Genomic DNA, 16,139 nt, shown 5'->3' with positions numbered 1-16,139 from the left:
CGGTGGAGGCCCCCGCTGGGCGGGGGCTCTCAGACCTCCGTCACGTGGGTGCCGTCCACGGCCTGCGCGGCGTCCGTGCCCTCCGGTCCGGCGACGACGAAGACGTCGGACAGCGGGGCCGTGTCGGCGCCGGCGCTGATCAGCAGGTCGTACGTGCCGGCGGGCAGCACGCCGATGTCGACCCGCTGCCGCCGCCGCGCCACCGTGAGGTCGCGGGCGACCACCGCCCGACCGGTGGTGCGGGCGGTCACGGACAGTCGCGCCGGCACCTCGGGCAGTGCGTCCTCGCTGAGCGCGCTGATGGCCCCGACCTCGCAGACGACGGGTTCGTCGGCGAGGTAGAGGTCGTCACCGAGGTAGCTGAACCACGAGGTCACGGCCGCGCGCAGGTCGTCGATGCGTACGTCGTGCAGGGACTGGAGGATGCCGCCGAGGTGGTCGAGCATCGCGTCCTGGTTCTGGAGGCTCCCGTGCTTCTGTGGGACGAAGGTGCGGGCGTCCTCGGTGCCGGAGAGGGCGGCGGAGAGCTTGGGCACGGTGCCGTCGCCCCCCTCGTCCGCGTCCCCGCGGACCATGAGGGTCTCGACCTTGTGGTCGGTGAGCCGGGCCGACTGCCGGGTGGGCTGGTCCATGCCGACGATGGGGTGGTAGACCACCTGGTTGGACTCCCAGGCGGACTTCTCCCGGTTTTCGGTGGCCGCCGTCTCCATCTCGCCGAAGAAGTCGGCGAGGTGGCTGCTCCACTGCGGTTGCCAGTCGGGCAGTCCGGCCTTGGCCGGGGTGGCCGCCTCGCCGTCCGGCCCGTACACGCACTTGTAGACGGGTACGAGCTGGTGGAGGCTGGGGAAGGAGCGCAGGAGGCGTGTGAGGTCCTTCTCGAACGGGCCGATCCGCTTGTGGAAGCCGTTGCACAGGAACTCGACGGCGTTGAGCGAGCCGTAGTAGGGGGTCCCGAAGGTGACGATGGCCCGGGTGTCCTTCCAGCCGCCCAGCACCTCGACGAAGTACCGGGAGACGAGCCCGCCCATCGAGTGCCCGATCAGGACGAGCTGGGCCGCGGAGTTGCCGCTCGTCCCGCGCCAGTCCCGCAGCCAGGTGGCGCTCTGCTCGGCGAGCCTGCGGGCGGCGGCCCGGTTGTCGCGCCGCCAGTCGTACGGGAACGGGAAGTAGTTCCGACCCTTCTGCAGGTCGAACCGCGCCAGCAGGAACTTCTCGATCGCCGTGTACCCGTCGATCTTCCACAGTCCGGGCAGGGTGTGCAGATCGGGCACCAGACGGTCGGCGGCGACTCCGTCGCCGAGATCGTCCACGAGCCAGTCGTCCGCACCGAGCTCCAGGGACTCCAGCGAGCCGCCCAGGCTCGCCAGCGCGCCCAGTACCGCCGAGGCGGAGGGCGCCCACACGTCCTTGCCGTTCCTGGTCAGCACGCTCCCTCCGATACCGGGGAGCAGTACGACGACATCGGCCATCGGGATCTTGGCCATGGAAGACACCTCCTAGCTGCCCCCTGGTCGGACGAACGGATCGGCCGCGTCCCCGTAGTGCTGGTACGCGGCCCAGGAACTCCAGCGCTGCCCGCTCGGCGTGACGTCCGGGCCCTCCGGGCGGTCCGGACCGCCCGGGCCGCCCGGGCCGTCGGGACCCTGCTCCGGCTGCCCCGCGGCGCGCAGCCCGTACAGGCGCCTGCGGGCCGCGCGGACGGCGCCGCCCACCGTCGGAGTCGCCTCACCGGACCCGCCCTGGAAGAGGTGCGTGTAGAACTGGTCGGCGAAGGAGATCCCCTGGTCGTCGGGGATCCGCCAGGCCGCCCCGATGTAGTGCCCCACCCCCATGCGCAGGAACTCGTCGGCGAGGCTCGGCACCAGCGCGGCCTGCGGGTTCCCCCAGGGGCTGCGGCCGGCGAGGCCGGGAGCTCCGGCCTCGGCGCCGGGGCTGGCGGCGTCGCCGAGGCGGGCCGTGTAACAGGCATTGGCGACGACGATCAGCGGCGGGCGTTCGAGGAGGGCGAGTTCCTGGGCGGTCAGCAGGCCGTCGGCGAAGACCCAGCCCGAGCGCCGTCCCGTACCGGAGAGGTCGAAGTCGCTGTGTCCGCAGTAGTGCACGATGTGGTTGCCCCCGCACAGCAGGACCCGCAGCACGTCCAGGCGCCGGGCGGGGTCGACGCCCGGCTGGCGCAGCGCGTTCGCGGCGCCGACGAAGAGGCTGACCTTGGCCCCGAGCTCCTTGAGCCGGGAGGCCACCGCGAGGGCCTCCTGGCGGGCTCCCGGCAGGTGGAAGCCCTTCTCCGGGTCTCCCGGGTCGCCGATCACCAGCGCGCGCAGCGGTCCGTCCGCCAGGCCCTCGGTCATCACCCGTGAGTAGGTCGTGCGCAGTTGCCTGGACAGTTGGGTTCGGATCGCGAGGGGATCGCGCTTGTCCACGCCGGCCTGCTGGATCTCGGCCAGGAACTCCCAGGGGACGGAGGCCGTGTCTCGATCCAGTTCCAGCAGCACCGTGGAGTCGTCGGTGAGCAGCCGCTGGAAGTCCGGCGGCACCACGAACCGGGACAGCAGGTCGGGCAGTTCGCTCGCGTCCTTAACGCTCGGTTCCGTGAGGCGGTCCACGAGTTCCCGCAGCAGGTCCATGTCCACCGGTACGAGCCGCTCCGGTACGGTGGCCCGCCCGGTCAGCGCCGCCCAGCGCAGGCCGCCGACCCCCGACTGGACGGACATCCGGACGGGCACCGCGTCGTCCTGGGCCTCCGCCGGCCTGCGGACGGTCAGGGACAGCTCGGTGCGTTCCACCGCGGCCAGGTCCGCCAGCTGCTCGCGGATCTTTCCCTGGATGTTGGCGTCGAAGCCGGCGAGCACGGTGTGCAGGACGTCCTCCCCGGCCGGCGGACCGGGGCCGCCCGGAGCGCCGTCACGGGCGGCCGCGCCCGTCGGCCCGGCGAGCCCGGTCAGCGCCGACAGGGCGTACACCGCGGCGGAGGGCCCGAACAGCTCGCCGCCGCTCTCCTCGCGCAGCCCGGGGACGATCCGTAGCTGCGGGAGCTTCGCGGCGGAGTCCGTGAGCGCGAGGTGGAGCTGCTCCGCGCGCAGCCGGTCGACTTCCATGAGGAGTACGTCGGTGAGCCGGGGCGGCGGCGCGGGCGGGCCCAGCGGTGCCAAGGCGTCCGCGAATCCCCGGACGAGGGCGCGGGCCGCCTGTTTGACGGTCAGATTGCCCGTGCCCGAGCCGATGAGCACGGTCGCCATGGTCCCGACGTGGCCGAGCCCGAGCGCTTCCCCGAGCAGGGAGGCGTACAGCTGGACGGCACGGCGTTCCGTCAGGGTGCCCATCGGCCCCATGCCGACGACGGCCGCGCAGCGTACGGGGCCCTCTTTGCAGGGGAAGTACGTGACTTCGCCCAACTGGGCTTCGATCCAGCCGAGCTTGGTGTGCTCCGTGATGGTGCGGCGGGGTTCGACGGAGATGGCCCGGTCGAGTGCGAGTTCCGCGGCCGCGGGCACTACCGACTGGTAATGACCCGTGACGTGCAGCTCGGCCGCGATCTGCGCGATGTCGCCCCAGATCACGGTGATGTTGAGCGTTGGACCATCGGTGCGGGGCGGTCGGTCGGGGGCCGGAGCGGGAAACCGAGCGGGCGGGTTCGAGGCCGTCGGTACGTCCTCCAGCAGGTCAGCGATGCGAGCGGCGGCGGGGGTGCTCACCACGCTCCTCCCTTCGAGTCGCCCGAGCTTCTCGATCCGAGTGCGTCACATCCGTCTCCCCAACCGGATTATCCCACCGGAAGGGCCCGGTCGTCGCGTGGTGCGCCGGGGCGGGCCCGAGGTCCGAGGTCCGAGGTCCGAGGTCCGAGGTCCGAGGTCCGAGGTCCGGCGGGCCTGCCGACGTTCGCGGTCGCCGCCCATGGCTGCGCGCGGAGCGCGGCGGCCGCGTCCGCCGGGCCGACCCCTCCAGGGCGCAAGGGATCCGATGGCACGGTGCGGGGGGGGCGCGCCCGGTCCGGGCAAGAGCAGGATCAACTCGCCTTTCGGCGGCCCGCGTTGCCCTCTCAGGATCATCAGGGATAGATTTCTAGAAACTTCTCCAATTCGAGTGGGGCTGGACTGACGTGTTAGAGCTGACGGGGAGCGGGGCCGAGCCGCTCGAGGCGGGGGATCCGCGCCGCATCGGGTCGATCCCGCTGGCGGGCCGGCTCGGGGCCGGGGGCATGGGGCGCGTCTACCTCGGCATCCGAGAGGGGCGGTACGTCGCCGTCAAGCAACTGCTGTCCTCCGTCGTCGGCGAGGACCAGGACTTCCTGCGCCGTTTCGGGCACGAGTTGGATAACCTCGCCCGGCTACCCGCGGACGCCACCGCGCCGCTGCTCGACAGCGACCGCACCGCCGCTCCCCCGTGGTTCGCCACCGCTTACATCCCGGGGCTCACCCTGCGGGAGGCCATCGCGCTGCACGGCGGCCCACTGCCCGCGCGGGCACTGTGGCTGCTGCTGCGGGAAGCCGCGGCGGGGCTGGCGGCGGTGCACGCGCTGGACATGGTGCACCGGGACCTCAAGCCGTCCAACGTCATGCTGACCCTCGACGGCCTCACCCTCATCGACTTCGGCGTGGCCCGGGCCGCCGAGCAGAGCCAGCTGACCCGGACCGGCATGGTCGTGGGTACGCCGGCCTACATGGCACCCGAACAGGCCTCCGGCCGACGGCGGTTGAGCGGCGCCACCGATGTGTTCGCGCTGGGCTCCGTACTCGCGTACGCGGCGTGCGGTCAGCCGCCGTTCGGCGACGAGTCGGGGCACGGGGTGCTGTACCGCATCGTCCACGAGGAGCCCGATCTCGAGCCGTTGCGGGAGTTGGAGCCGGACCTCGCCGAGCTCGTCGCGGCCTGCCTCGACAAGGACCCCGAGGGACGTCCCACCGCCGTCGAACTCCTCGAACGCGCCCGCCGGCACGGCCCGTTCGCCGCCCCGCTGTGGCCGGAGGCCGTCACCGAGCGCCTGACCGAGCGGGCCGCCTTCGCCGCGAACGTACCGGAGGCCGACGTACCGACGGTCCCGCTCACCGGTGAGCGGCCCGAACCGGCGCCGGAGGAGGAGCCGGATCCCGCTCCCCCGGTCACGGCCCGGCCGGAACGGGCCGCGCCCCGCCGCCGCGCCCGCGTCCTGCTCGCCGTCGTGCCGGTCGTCGTGGTCGCGGGCGGTACGACCCTCGCCATCCAGCACCTGCCGTACGCCTCCGCGCCGCAGGCCGGAGCCGGGAGTTCCGCGTCCGCTCCGGTCACGGCGCCGGCCGACCCGACGGCAGCGGCAGCCGCAGCGGGTGCGACGGGTACGGCAGGTACACCGGGCGGCAGCCCGTCGGATACGGCGTCGCCTGCACAGCCGCCCGCCCAGGACCCGGGAGCGGCGGCCGCGGCCGCCGGGGGCGCCGGAGGCGCGGGCGGCACCGGCCCCGGCACCCTCCCCGGCAGCGGTTCCCAGCCCGGCTCGGACAGCGCCGGGAACTCCGGCAACCCGGCGAACGCGGGCGGCCCGGGCAGTACGCGCCCCGGCGGCGGCGGAACGTCCACGTCGCCCACGACCCCGCCGCCCCCGGCGCCTCCCGCTTCCGGCATTTACCGCTTCCGCAACGGCAACAACAGCAAGTGCATCACGCAGGTCTTCGGGGCTTCGGACCACGGCGACTGCGCGGACGCGAGCGCCCGGTGGACCGTCCAGAGCGGACCGGACGGCAGCTTCAAGCTCGTCAACCAGCAGGGCGGGGGCTGCCTGTACGCCAACATGCTCGGCCAGGCGGTCTTCGTCGGCGACTGCTCCCAGGGCACCGCCCGACTGTGGCGCACGGGGTCGGGCGGCAGCCTCCGCAACGACTTCAGCGGGGGCTGCCTCGACCTGGGCATGAGCAGCGGTCTGGTGACGAAGACGTGCGGCGGGGAGGCGTCGCAGCGCTGGACGAAACAGGGCTAGACCAGCCAGGCCGAAGTGGGTGGCGCACGGGGCGGTGCTCGGGCAGGCTGAGCCTCATGTTCTCAGTGGTGCAGAACGTGGCGATCGACTGTTCGGATGCGTATGAGCTGGCTCGGTTCTGGAGCGAGGTGACGGGTAGTCCGCTGCATCCGCAGGCCGAACGAGGCGACCAGGAGACCGTGGTGATGCTTGCGGAGGGCCCGCTGCTGTACTTCAACCAGGTGCCGGAACCGAAGACGGTCAAGAACCGGATCCACCTGTGCCTGCGTCCGACGACCTCGCGCGAGGAAGAGGTCGAGCGGCTGTTGAAGCTCGGAGCCACCCTGGTCATCGACCGCCGGCAGCCCGACGGTACGGGGTGGGCGGTCCTCGCCGATCCTGAAGGCAATGAATTCTGCGTCCTGCGCAGCGAGTCCGAGCACGCCGCGACGCCTTCCTGAGGCCCGGGCGCTCGGACCGCGAGCGCCACGGCAGCCCGCCCTTGCCCTCAACCGCACTTGAGGTCCTACGGTCCCTTCATGGCCTGCACCGCGTGCAGGCCCCGCGTCGAGGTACCGAAGAGGGGCATGACATGACCACCCAGCAGATGTCCGACGTCGAACTCGCCGGCCAGCCCGCCGCCTATTGGACCGGTCTCGCCTACGAGGCGCTCATCGCGTACACCCGGGCCCGGACGGCCAAGAAGGGCTACACCCAGCCGCAGTTCTGGCTGCTGCGCAATCTGTCGGCGAACGACATCTCGCCCGACGGCGAGGGAATGACCCTGCCCGAGCTGCGGGAGGCCATGGCCTCCTACATCCGGCACGAGGACGATCTGGCGGCGGAGGCCGAGGTCCTCCTGGAGCGCGGCTGGCTGACCCGGGACCCGGAGAACCGGCTGTGGCTCACCGAGGAGGGTGAGCGGGCCCGCGTCGATCTCGCGCGCAACGCCCCCGCGATCCGTGCCGCCCTCCACGAGGGCATCGACGACGCGGACTACGTCACCACGCTGAAGGTGCTCCGGCAACTGATCCACAACGCGGGCGGGCCGGGCACGCACTCGCGGTAGCAGCCGGTGCGCCGGCAGGTTCACCTCTCGTCCGCGGCCAACCACTCCGCGAGCGTGGCGTGCAGCCGCTCGACCTGGGCTCGATCGAGGATCGCGGTCGCCCGACCCGGTCGGCCGTCCGGGCAGGTCCCGGCAGACTGGGCGAGGGACACGCGCAGGTACTCCACCGGCAGGGCCTCCGCCGCCACGGGGGCGGCTGCGGCGGCCGGCTCCTGGTTCCGGACCCCGGGATGACAGTGATTCGGTACCGCGGCGATCTCCAGCCAGCCCGCGCGCGGGTGGTCGTCCGCCGGGTTGACGTGCGACCCCTGGTAGACCAGCGGTGCGGCCCCGTCGCCGTCCTCGGCGAGCAACAGCCAGGTAGCAAAGATCGACATCGGTCTTCCCCCAGCAGGGTCTCGGTTCGCGACCGTCGCAGGCTACGTCAATCCCCAGCCATCGGGCTCGTGGGTAGAGAGGGACCGGGCGGACTGATGATCTAATCTGCGCGCTATGTGGTCTCCTCTCCTCCGCTTCCTCGCCGTTCCCGGCAGGGCAGCGGTCCTGCTGCGGTCCCTCGCAGCCTGTGTGCTCGCGGCCGCGGCCTGGGCCGACGTACGCGCCGGGACGTTCACCGGACCGGCGTCGCAGGGCCGGCTCGCGCTGTCGGCCACCGCCGTGGGCGCCGTCCTCGTCGCACTGCCCCTGCTCAAGGAGGCCTGGTCGTACGCCTATGCCGGAGGTGCCGCCGCCACCGTCTCGCTGGTCTGCTCCGCGGCCGTGCACGTGAGCCACGCCGCCGTCGGCGCCTCGTCCGCCTACGGGGCGTTCGAACCGGTCGCCCTCCTGGTGGTGCTGGCCTTCGTCGCCCGGCGCGGCCCGGCGGCCTCCGCCGCGCCGATCGCGCTGCTGCTGGCGGCGGCCGTCGTCCTACGCCCCCTGTCCATCGGCGTGCAGGAGGGAAGCCTGACCGTTGCGTTCGGCCTCACCCTGGTCACCGTCCTCGTGGCGGGGGCGAGCGTGACCGCACGGGTGGTGAAGGCGGACCGGCGGCAGCGCGCACACCGCATCCGGCTCGAACAGCGGATCGACCTGGCCAGGGATCTGCACGACCACCTCGCCCACCACGTGGCGGGCATCGTGGTGCAGGCACAGGGCGCCCGCGCGGTCGCCGCCAGGCGGCCGGACATGGTCCTGCCCGCCCTGCAGCGCATCGAGGAGACCGGGGCAGAGGCGCTCGCGTCCGTGCGGCAGATGGTCGCCGGGCTCGGGGCCGGCGAGGGCGACGCACCCCCGGCCGCGCCCGCCGGCATGGACGACCTGCGGGCCCTGGTGCGGGGGTTCGCCCTGAACGGCGTACCCGCGCACCTGACCGAGGAGGGCCCGACGGACACCGTTCCGCCCGACGTGGCCGCCACCCTGCACCGGGTGACGGTGGAGTCCCTCAGCAACATCCGCAAGCACGCCCGCCACTGCCGCCACGTCAGCGTCCACGTGCGCGTCCGTCCCCACGAGGCCGCCGTACGGATAACCAACGACGGGACGGCACGCCTGACCTCCCGCCCGGGCTACGGGCTGAAGGACCTGCGCGAACGCGTCACCCTGGGCGGGGGCACCTTCCGTGCCGAGCCCACGGCCGAGGGCGACTGGCAGGTGCGGGCCCGGCTGCCGCTCACCACCCCCGGAGGGCGCTCGGCCACTCCTTAGCAGCCGGAGAGGGGCGACGACATGCCCCCCGGGGGGCCCGAGCGATCAGGACGGCTCAGAACCGCCCTCAACTGCCGTGCGCTGACGCCTGTAGTGGCGAGCCGCCCGGGCGCGGTTTCCGCAGGACGGCTTGCACCACTCCTGCCGCCCGTGGCTCTTGACGAAGTAGCGCACGCAGCGGGGCGCGGTGCAGGACCGCAACTGCGTGCACTGCGGGCCGCTGAGGAAGTCGATGGCGGCTCGGGCCAGGGCCGCGACGAGCCGGACGTACGGATCGTTCTCCGCCGATAGCAGTCGGGTGGTGGGGACTCCTTCAGCGGGCCAGTCGAGCTGCGGGGCGACCGGTTCCCGCGCGGCAGCCGTATTGAGTCGGGCCCGTGCCTGGTCGGCCGTCATCAGGCGATGGGCGTCCGCCGGGCTGGGGGGAGCGGGACTGACCGCTCGGGCGAACAGGGCCCGGACCGCCTGCCGAAGCTCGATGATCGCGAGCCTGAGGTCTTCGTCCGCTGCGAGGCCTCCAGCCGGAACGTGTCCGGCCAGCAACTCCCCCTGCTCCTGGACCCAGTGCGTCGTTCCCCGGACCGTGGCGAGGTCATCGGCGACGCCGCCCTCTCCGTCGTGGCGGATCGTGCTCGCCAGTTCCAATGCCAGCCAGCGCTCCACGAGGCATCCCCTTCCGTCTCGGTGCCCGGTCGTCAGCCACTTGATCACATCCCTGCACACACCCTAAAGTCCCTAACGGAAAACGAAAAACTTCCGTTAGGGACGGGAGCGGGTGGAGACACCTGCTCCGGTACGGGACGGCGGCTGAGCCCGCCATGGGAGGCGACTGCGGAATGACGCTGCTTGCACAGATCAGCGACCTGCACCTGGACGGCAGCGAGCGGGCGACCCGACGTGCCACCCGCGTGATGGACTACTTACGAGCCCTGCCCCGCCCGGTGGACGCGCTCCTGGTCACCGGGGACATCGCCGATCACGGCGAGGAGGCCGAGTACGAGGAAGCAGCTCAGATCCTGACCGCCCCGTTCCCCGTGCTCACCTGCCCCGGAAACCACGACGCGCGACCGGCCTACCGCAAGGCCCTGCTGGGAGGGGCACCCGACCCCGGACCCATCAATCAGGCCCACCACATCGCCGGCACCACCATCTTGATGTGCGACTCCACCATCCCGGGCCGCGACGAGGGACGTCTCGACGCCCACACGCTCGACTGGATCGACACGACCCTCACCGCGCTGCCGCAGGACGCCGCGGCGCTGATCGCCTTCCACCAGCCGCCGGTCGAACTCCACCACCCCCTGCCCGACTCCGGCATGCTCGAAGAGCCGGGCCAACTGGCCGACCTGCTCGACGCGCACCCGCAGGTCGCCGCCGTCCTCACGGGACACGCCCACACCGCGGCCGCCTCGACCTTCGCCGCGCGTCCGCTGATCGTCGGACCGGCCATCACCTGGACCTTGCGCATGCCCTGGGAGGGCGACAAGGCCGCAGACCGCGACCAGCCGCCCGGCCTCGCGTTCCACGTCCTGTCCGACGACCGGCGGCTGACCACCCATTACCGCGTGGTGCTCTGATCCCCCGCTCGGGCGATCCGGAGGCATCGTGGTCCATCCCCACGCCGTCGCCGGGTTCCTGCTGGCGGCCCTTCCCCTGATCGCCGCTCCCGGAGCCGGCCTGGCCCTGCTGGTCCAACACGTCACCGACAGCGGCCGCCGTCAGGCTCTGCCCGTCGTCCTCGGCACGGTCACCGGCCTGTACGTCCACGCCGCCCTCGCCATGGCCGGCCTGTCGGCCCTGGTCGCCAACGTCCTCATCACCCTCGGCATCCGGAGCGCCGTGACGCAGGCGGACGGGGCGCTTCGTCAAGGGCGTTGCAGGAGGCTAGGCCGAGGCCTTGCCCCGGCCGCCCTTGGAGCCGCCGTTCGTCGGCGGGTATCCGGGCCTGGCCGGTATCGGGGGCCGGGGCGGCGCCGGCAGGGGCGGGAGGGCCGGTTCGTGGATCCAGGCGGTGAAGAGGTCGTCCAGCGGATCGGCCGTGTAACGGGCCACGTGGTGGGTGAGGGCCACGGTGGACACCACCCCGTGGCGGTGCACGGTGGCCCAGTCCCGCAGCATGCGGAAGAACGCGCCGTCGCCCAGCGCGCAGCGGATCGCGTGCAGGGTGAGGCCACCGCGCTGGTACAGGCGGTCGTCGAACATCAACTTGCGGCCGGGGTCGGCCAGCCGCAGGTCCCGTGGCTGCGAGGCCAACAGCCGGTGTGCGGCGGTCGCCAGCTCGTGCGCGGTGCGGCCGCCGGAGCGCTCCGACCAGAGCCATTCGGCGTACTTCGCGAATCCCTCGTTCAGCCAGATGTGCCGCCAGTCGGCGATGGTCACACTGTTGCCGAACCACTGGTGCGCGAGTTCGTGGGCGATGAGGCGTTCCGAGCCGCGGACGCCGTCCACGTGGTTGACGCCGAAGCTGGACAGGCCCTGTGCCTCGACAGGGACGTCCAGTTCCTCGTCGGCGACGACCACCACGTACTCGCCGAAGGGGTAGGGCCCGAAGAGTTCCTCGAACAGGCGCATCATGGCGGGCTGCCGGGCGAAGTCGCGGGAGAACTGCGCCAGCAGGTGCGGCGGCACGTGGGCGCTCTGCGGTACGCCGCCGAGTCCGGGGTCGCCGAGGAGCACCGTCTGGTACATGCCGATGGACAGGCCGACCAGGTAACTGGAGGTCGGCGCCGACTGCTCGTAGACCCAGGTGGTCGTGCTGGCCTTCGTCGTGCGCGTGAGGAGCCGGCCGCCGGCCACGACCGTGTAGGGGGACGGCGTGTTGACCGAGATGTGGTACGAGGCCTTGTCGGCGGGCCGGTCGTTGCACGGGTACCAGGAGGGCGCGCCGACGGGCTGGCTGGCCACCAGCGCGCCGTCGGTCAGTTCCTCCCAGCCGATGCCGCCCCAGGGGCTGCGCACCGGCTTGGGGTTGCCCGCCCAGTGCACCTCCACGGTGAAGGCTGAGCCGGCGGGCAGCGGCTTGGCCGGGCGGATGCGCAGTTTGCCGCCGCGGTGGGAGTAGTGCGGCGCCCGGCCGTTCACCAGGACCCGGCCTATTCTGAATTCGGCCAGGTTCAGGTGGAACTCGGTGAGCGGCGCCCGCCCGGCGATCGCGCTGAGCCGGGCCGTGCCGGCGAGCCGGTTGGGCCCGGGACGGTATTCCAGAGCGAGTTCGTACCGGTGCACTCGGTAACGGGAGTCGCCGTTGGCCGGGAAGTACGGGTCCGATGGCTCTGTTCTCTGGCCGCTCACTGCCGCTTCCGCTCCCTGCGCTGTGCTCGTACGACGTGCTGGTGTGCCGGCGTACCGGTGGTGTGCCGGTGCCGCCCTGCTGCCTGCCGCGGCACGGAAGGCCCGGTCAGGACCGCCATGCCTCGATCGGGTTGCCCAGCCAGCGGGTGTCGGCGGGGACCGATTCCCCGGCCATCACGAGGGATGCGGGGCCCAGTGTGCTGCGGGCCCCCACCGTGCTCCCGGGCAGGACGATTCCGCCCGGGCCCAGGGTGGCGCCCTCACGGAGCACCACAGTATCCGTCCTCAAGATCCGGTCGTGGAAGAGGTGCGTCTGCAACACACAGCCGCGGTTCACGCTGACCCCGTCGCCCAGCACGACCAGGTCCGTCTCGGGCAGCCAGTAGCTCTCGCACCACACGCCCCGGCCGATCCGGCCGCCGAGCGCGCGCAGCCACAGGGCCAGCACCGGCGTGCCGGGCACCGATCCGGCCAGCCACGGTACGGCCAGGACCTCCACGAAGGTGTCGGCCAGCTCGTTGCGCCACACGAAGCCGCTCCACAGCGGGTGCTCCCCGGTCCGGTGCCGGCCCACCAACAGCCATTTGGCGGTCACCGCGACCGCGCAGGCGGTCCCTCCGGCGGTGAGCAGGACCGCTCCGGAGAGCAGCGCGGCTCCCCAGATCCCCGGACCGCTCCACGTGATCAGCGCGCACAGCGCCGCCGCGGTCAGCACGGCCAGGGCGGCCGAGCAGAACACGGGGACGAGTCGGCACAGCTCCACCAGGCCGCGCGCCCACAGCAGCCGCGCGGGCGGCTCGTACGTCCGGCTCTGGTCGGCGTCGGCGGTGGACCGGGGCAGCCGGACCGGCGGGAGCCCCAGGTAGGAGCTGCCCTTCTTGGCCTTCTTCGGGGTCGCGGACAGGACGCCGACCAGCCCGTCGTCCGGCACGCTGCGGCCCGGGGCGGTCATGCCGGAGTTCCCGAGGAAGGCGCGGCGGCCGATCTCGGAGTGTCCGATGCGCATCCAGCCGCCGCCGAGCTCGTAGGGGGCGGTGAGGGTGTCGTCGGCGAGGAAGGCGCCTTCGCCGACGGTGGTGAGGCTGGGGAGGGCGAGCACGGTGGACACCTCGGCGCCCCGGCCGATCTTCATGCCGAGCAGCCGCAGCCAGACCGGTGTGATCAGCCCTGCGTACAGCGGGAAGAGCGTCTCGCGGGACAGGTCCATCAGCTGGGTGACCGTCCAGGCCTGCCAGCCGATCCTGCTGTGCGTCGGGTGGGTTCCGGTCCGCAGGCCGAGGCTGAGCAGGCGTACGGAGACCAGCAGCAGGGCCGCGTACGCGAACCCGTAGGCGAGCGCCGCGGGCACCACGGCGAGCAGCGCTCCGCGCAGGGCTTCGGCGAGTCCGGCGTCGGTGGGCACGAAGCGGCCGGCCACGAGGAGGGCGGGCAGGGCGGCGAGCACGGGCAGGGCGGTGAGTCCGAAGCCGGCCGCCCCGTAGGCGGCCCGCCAGGGGAGTCCGCGCGGCGGGCGTTCCCCCGGCCAGTTGTGCTTGGCCTTGCCGAGCTTTCCGGCGGGTGCTCCGGCCCAGCGCTGGCCGGTCGGGATCTGTCCGACGACGGCGGAGCCGGGGGCCACCTCGGCGCGCTTCCCGACCCGCGCGCCGGGGAAGAGGATGCTGCGGGTGCCGACCACGGCGCCCGCGCCGACCTTGATCGCGCCGATCTCCAGGTGGTCCCCGTCCAGCCAGTGGCCGCAGAGGTCCACCTCGGACTCCACGGCGCTGCCGCGGCCGAGTTTGAGCATGCCCGTGACCGGGGGCAGGGAGTGCAGGTCCACCTCGGGGCCGATCTTGGCGCCGAGGGCCCGGCCGTAGCGTTCCAGCCAGGAGCCGGTGAGGGAGGTGGCGCCGGCGCATTCGGCCAGCCGCTCGGCCGTCCACAGCCGCAGGTGCACGCTGCCCCCGCGCGGGTGGCGTCCGGCCTGCACGCCGCGCAGCAGGAGACGGGCGCCGCCGGCCGCGATCGCGAGCCGGCCCGGCGGGCTGAAGAGCAGCAGCGCGCCGGCGGCGACGAGCCACCACGAGGCGGTCGGCGCCCACGGGAAGGTCCCGAAGCCGTGCAGGACGTTGCCGAGGGTCAGCAGGACGACCGTCCAGCGCAGGCCGACCAGGGTGAACAGCGGGAGCAGCAGGAGCGACTGCGCCACCTGGGAGCGCAAGGGGACCGGTGTGACGGTGCGGGCCGCTCCGTCGTTCTGGGCGGACTTCTCCAGGTGGCGGGCGAGCTTGCGCAGGGTGGGCTGCTGGTAGATGTCGAGGACGGCGGCGCTCGGGTAGCGGGTGCGCAGCCGGGTGGTGAGCTGGGCGGCGGCGAGGCTGCCGCCGCCGATCGCGAAGAAGTCGTCGGAGGCGCTGGTGACGGTGACCCCGAGGGTCTCGCTCCACTGTTCGGCGAGCCAGGCCTCGGTCCCGTAGAGCTGCTCGGTGGGGCCGGCGGTCTCCAGGTCGGGCAGCGGCCAGGGCAGCGCGTCGCGGTCGACCTTGCCGGAGGTGCGGGTGGGCAGCTCGGCGACGGGTGCGAGCAGCGGGACGAGGGCGGCGGGCAGCTCGGCGCGCAGCCGGGTCACCGCTGCCGCGTGGTCCCAGCCGTCCTGGGTGACGAGGTAGCCGACGAGCAGCTGGTTGCCGCTGCGCGCGGTGCGGACGGCGGCGGCGGCGCCCGCGACGCCGGGCAGGGCCTGGAGCGCGGCGTCCACCTCGCCCAGCTCGATGCGGCGGCCGCCGAGCTTGATCTGCTCGTCGGCGCGGCCGAGGAAGACCAGGCCTTCCGGTTCGGCGCGTACGAGGTCGCCGCTGCGGTAGGCGCGCTGCCAGCCGAGGGATTCGAGCGGGGCGTACTTCTCGGCGTCCTTGTCGGGGTCGAGGTAGCGGGCGAGGCCCACCCCGCCGATCACGAGCTGGCCGCTGCCGCCCATGGGTACCGGTTCCCCGGACTCGTCCACGACGGCCAGTTCCCAGCCGTTCAGCGGGAGGCCGATCCGGATCGGCTCCTCGCCGGTCAGGAGGGCGGCGCAGGCGACGACGGTGGCCTCGGTGGGTCCGTAGGTGTTCCAGACCTCGCGGCCTTCGGTGACCAGGCGCTGGGTGAGCTCGGGCGGGCAGGCCTCGCCGCCGAAGATCAGCAGTCGGACCTCGTTGAGTGCCTCGGGCTCCCACAGCGCGGCCAGGGTCGGCACGGTGGAGACCACGGTGATCTCCTGGTCCACGAGCCAGGGGCCGAGGTCGGCGCCGCTGCGCACCTGGGAGCGGGGTACGGGCACGAGGCAGGCGCCGTAGCGCCAGGCCAGCCACATCTCCTCGCAGGAGGCGTCGAAGGCGACGGACAGTCCGGCCATGACGCGGTCGCCGGGGCCGATCGGCTCCTCGGCGAGGAAGAGCGCGGCCTCGGCGTCGACGAAGGCGGCGGCGCTGCGGTGGCTGACGGCCACGCCCTTGGGCTTGCCGGTGGAGCCCGAGGTGAAGATGATCCACGCGTCGTGCTCGGGGCCGGGGCGGGAGGCGGCGGCGCGGGCACCGGGCTCCGCGGGCCGGCCGGAATGGATGCGCTGTCCGCCGCCGAGCACCGCCCGGACCCCGGCTTCGCCGAAGACCAGGTCGGCGCGCTCGTCCGGGTCCTCGGCGTCGACGGGTACGTAGGCGGCTCCGGCGGCGAGGACGGCGAGGACGGCCACGTACAGCTCGTTGGTCCCGGACGGTACGCGGACGCCGACCCGGTCGCCGAGCCCTACGCCGGCGGCCGCGAGGGCCCGGCGCCGGCGCTCGACCTCGACGGCGAGCGCCCGGTAGGTCAATCGGGTGGTTCCGTCGTCGAGGGCGAGCTCGTCGGGGTGCGCCCGTACGGTGGCCTCGAAGACGTCGACGAGGGTGCGGGTGGGGGCGGCGGGCCCGGCGGTGAAGCGGGCGGACTTGCCGGACTCCTCCAGCGTCTCCCCGTCGTCGAGCAGAGTGAGTTCACCGTGCTCAGGTGTGACTGCCATCGGCCCTCGCGTCTCGATCCCGGCAACATCCGGGTCGCCGGCGGAGCCCGGGTCTGCCCAGGTTGTTCCGGCCCAGCGCCAAACAACCCACCAGTCTAGTGCGGTATCAAGGATTTTCTTGTTGAAGCCTTGTGCGTGGCTGGGAAAAG

11 protein-coding genes and 1 pseudogene are annotated in these 16,139 nt (G+C 73.0%); 6 read left to right on the top strand and 6 right to left on the bottom strand.

Annotation, left to right across the window (positions count from 1 at the left end; translation table 11 throughout):
- Positions 1-29 precede the first annotated feature (29 nt).
- Positions 30-1,484: a hypothetical protein gene (locus OG594_RS43495; RefSeq protein WP_266607986.1), complete on the bottom strand. Its 1,455-nt coding sequence runs from the start codon at positions 1,482-1,484 to the stop codon at positions 30-32.
- 12 nt (positions 1,485-1,496) lie between these two features.
- Positions 1,497-3,692, bottom strand: a complete 2,196-nt coding sequence (locus OG594_RS43490; protein ID WP_266607984.1) for a CHAT domain-containing protein — start codon at positions 3,690-3,692, stop codon at positions 1,497-1,499.
- Positions 3,693-4,096: 404 nt separating this feature from the next.
- Between OG594_RS43490 and OG594_RS43485 the strand changes: the two genes are divergently transcribed.
- The 3 genes from OG594_RS43485 (at position 4,097) to OG594_RS43475 (ending at position 6,995) form a co-directional block, all read left to right on the top strand.
- The gene (locus tag OG594_RS43485) at positions 4,097-5,947 is read left to right on the top strand and encodes a serine/threonine protein kinase (protein ID WP_266607982.1); all 1,851 of its coding nucleotides are present in this window, start codon (positions 4,097-4,099) and stop codon (positions 5,945-5,947) included.
- Positions 5,948-6,003: 56 nt separating this feature from the next.
- A complete protein-coding gene (locus tag OG594_RS43480) occupies positions 6,004-6,387 on the top strand; it encodes a VOC family protein (protein ID WP_266607980.1) in 384 nt (127 codons plus the stop codon).
- Between the two features lie 131 nt (positions 6,388-6,518).
- Positions 6,519-6,995, top strand: a complete 477-nt coding sequence (locus tag OG594_RS43475; RefSeq protein ID WP_266607979.1) for a MarR family winged helix-turn-helix transcriptional regulator — start codon at positions 6,519-6,521, stop codon at positions 6,993-6,995.
- Between the two features lie 20 nt (positions 6,996-7,015).
- Here OG594_RS43475 and OG594_RS43470 read toward each other — a convergent pair whose 3' ends face one another.
- Positions 7,016-7,372, bottom strand: a complete 357-nt coding sequence (locus OG594_RS43470) for a hypothetical protein (RefSeq protein WP_266607977.1) — start codon at positions 7,370-7,372, stop codon at positions 7,016-7,018.
- 115 nt (positions 7,373-7,487) lie between these two features.
- On the opposite strand from OG594_RS43470, the gene OG594_RS43465 reads away from it, so the two are divergent.
- Positions 7,488-8,681: a sensor histidine kinase gene (locus OG594_RS43465; protein WP_266607976.1), complete on the top strand. Its 1,194-nt coding sequence runs from the start codon at positions 7,488-7,490 to the stop codon at positions 8,679-8,681.
- Positions 8,682-8,726: 45 nt separating this feature from the next.
- Here OG594_RS43465 and OG594_RS43460 read toward each other — a convergent pair whose 3' ends face one another.
- The gene (locus tag OG594_RS43460; RefSeq protein WP_266607975.1) at positions 8,727-9,344 is read right to left on the bottom strand and encodes an ABATE domain-containing protein; all 618 of its coding nucleotides are present in this window, start codon (positions 9,342-9,344) and stop codon (positions 8,727-8,729) included.
- Positions 9,345-9,517: 173 nt separating this feature from the next.
- Here OG594_RS43460 and OG594_RS43455 point away from each other — a divergent pair, with 173 nt between their 5' ends.
- Both OG594_RS43455 and OG594_RS43450 read left to right on the top strand, forming a co-directional pair.
- Positions 9,518-10,258 (top strand): metallophosphoesterase, encoded by a 741-nt coding sequence (locus OG594_RS43455; protein WP_266607973.1) that lies wholly within the window; start codon positions 9,518-9,520, stop codon positions 10,256-10,258.
- A 28-nt stretch (positions 10,259-10,286) separates the two neighbouring features.
- Positions 10,287-10,484 (top strand): annotated as a pseudogene (locus OG594_RS43450) (LysE family translocator); the annotation flags it as partial.
- An 81-nt stretch (positions 10,485-10,565) separates the two neighbouring features.
- On the opposite strand, the gene OG594_RS43445 reads toward OG594_RS43450, so the two are convergent.
- Positions 10,566-11,972, bottom strand: a complete 1,407-nt coding sequence (locus tag OG594_RS43445; RefSeq protein ID WP_266607971.1) for a M1 family metallopeptidase — start codon at positions 11,970-11,972, stop codon at positions 10,566-10,568.
- Positions 11,973-12,078: 106 nt separating this feature from the next.
- Positions 12,079-15,990: a Pls/PosA family non-ribosomal peptide synthetase gene (locus OG594_RS43440; RefSeq protein WP_266607969.1), complete on the bottom strand. Its 3,912-nt coding sequence runs from the start codon at positions 15,988-15,990 to the stop codon at positions 12,079-12,081.
- Between the last annotated feature and the right edge of the window lie 149 nt (positions 15,991-16,139).

The sequence above is a fragment of the Streptomyces sp. NBC_01214 genome, assembly GCF_026340975.1.
GTDB lineage: Bacteria > Actinomycetota > Actinomycetes > Streptomycetales > Streptomycetaceae > Streptomyces.
The sequence above is the reverse complement of the archived record's forward strand: the minus strand, read 5'-3'. Positions and strand labels throughout refer to the sequence as shown.

Coding starts and splice junctions, on each gene's coding strand:
- OG594_RS43495 (WP_266607986.1), bottom strand. CDS start 1,484: ATGGCCAAGATCCCGATGGCCGATGTCGTCGTACTGCTCCCCGGTATC.
- OG594_RS43480 (WP_266607980.1), top strand. CDS start 6,004: ATGTTCTCAGTGGTGCAGAACGTGGCGATCGACTGTTCGGATGCGTAT.
- OG594_RS43475 (WP_266607979.1), top strand. CDS start 6,519: ATGACCACCCAGCAGATGTCCGACGTCGAACTCGCCGGCCAGCCCGCC.
- OG594_RS43470 (WP_266607977.1), bottom strand. CDS start 7,372: ATGTCGATCTTTGCTACCTGGCTGTTGCTCGCCGAGGACGGCGACGGG.
- OG594_RS43465 (WP_266607976.1), top strand. CDS start 7,488: ATGTGGTCTCCTCTCCTCCGCTTCCTCGCCGTTCCCGGCAGGGCAGCG.
- OG594_RS43455 (WP_266607973.1), top strand. CDS start 9,518: ATGACGCTGCTTGCACAGATCAGCGACCTGCACCTGGACGGCAGCGAG.
- OG594_RS43440 (WP_266607969.1), bottom strand. CDS start 15,990: ATGGCAGTCACACCTGAGCACGGTGAACTCACTCTGCTCGACGACGGG.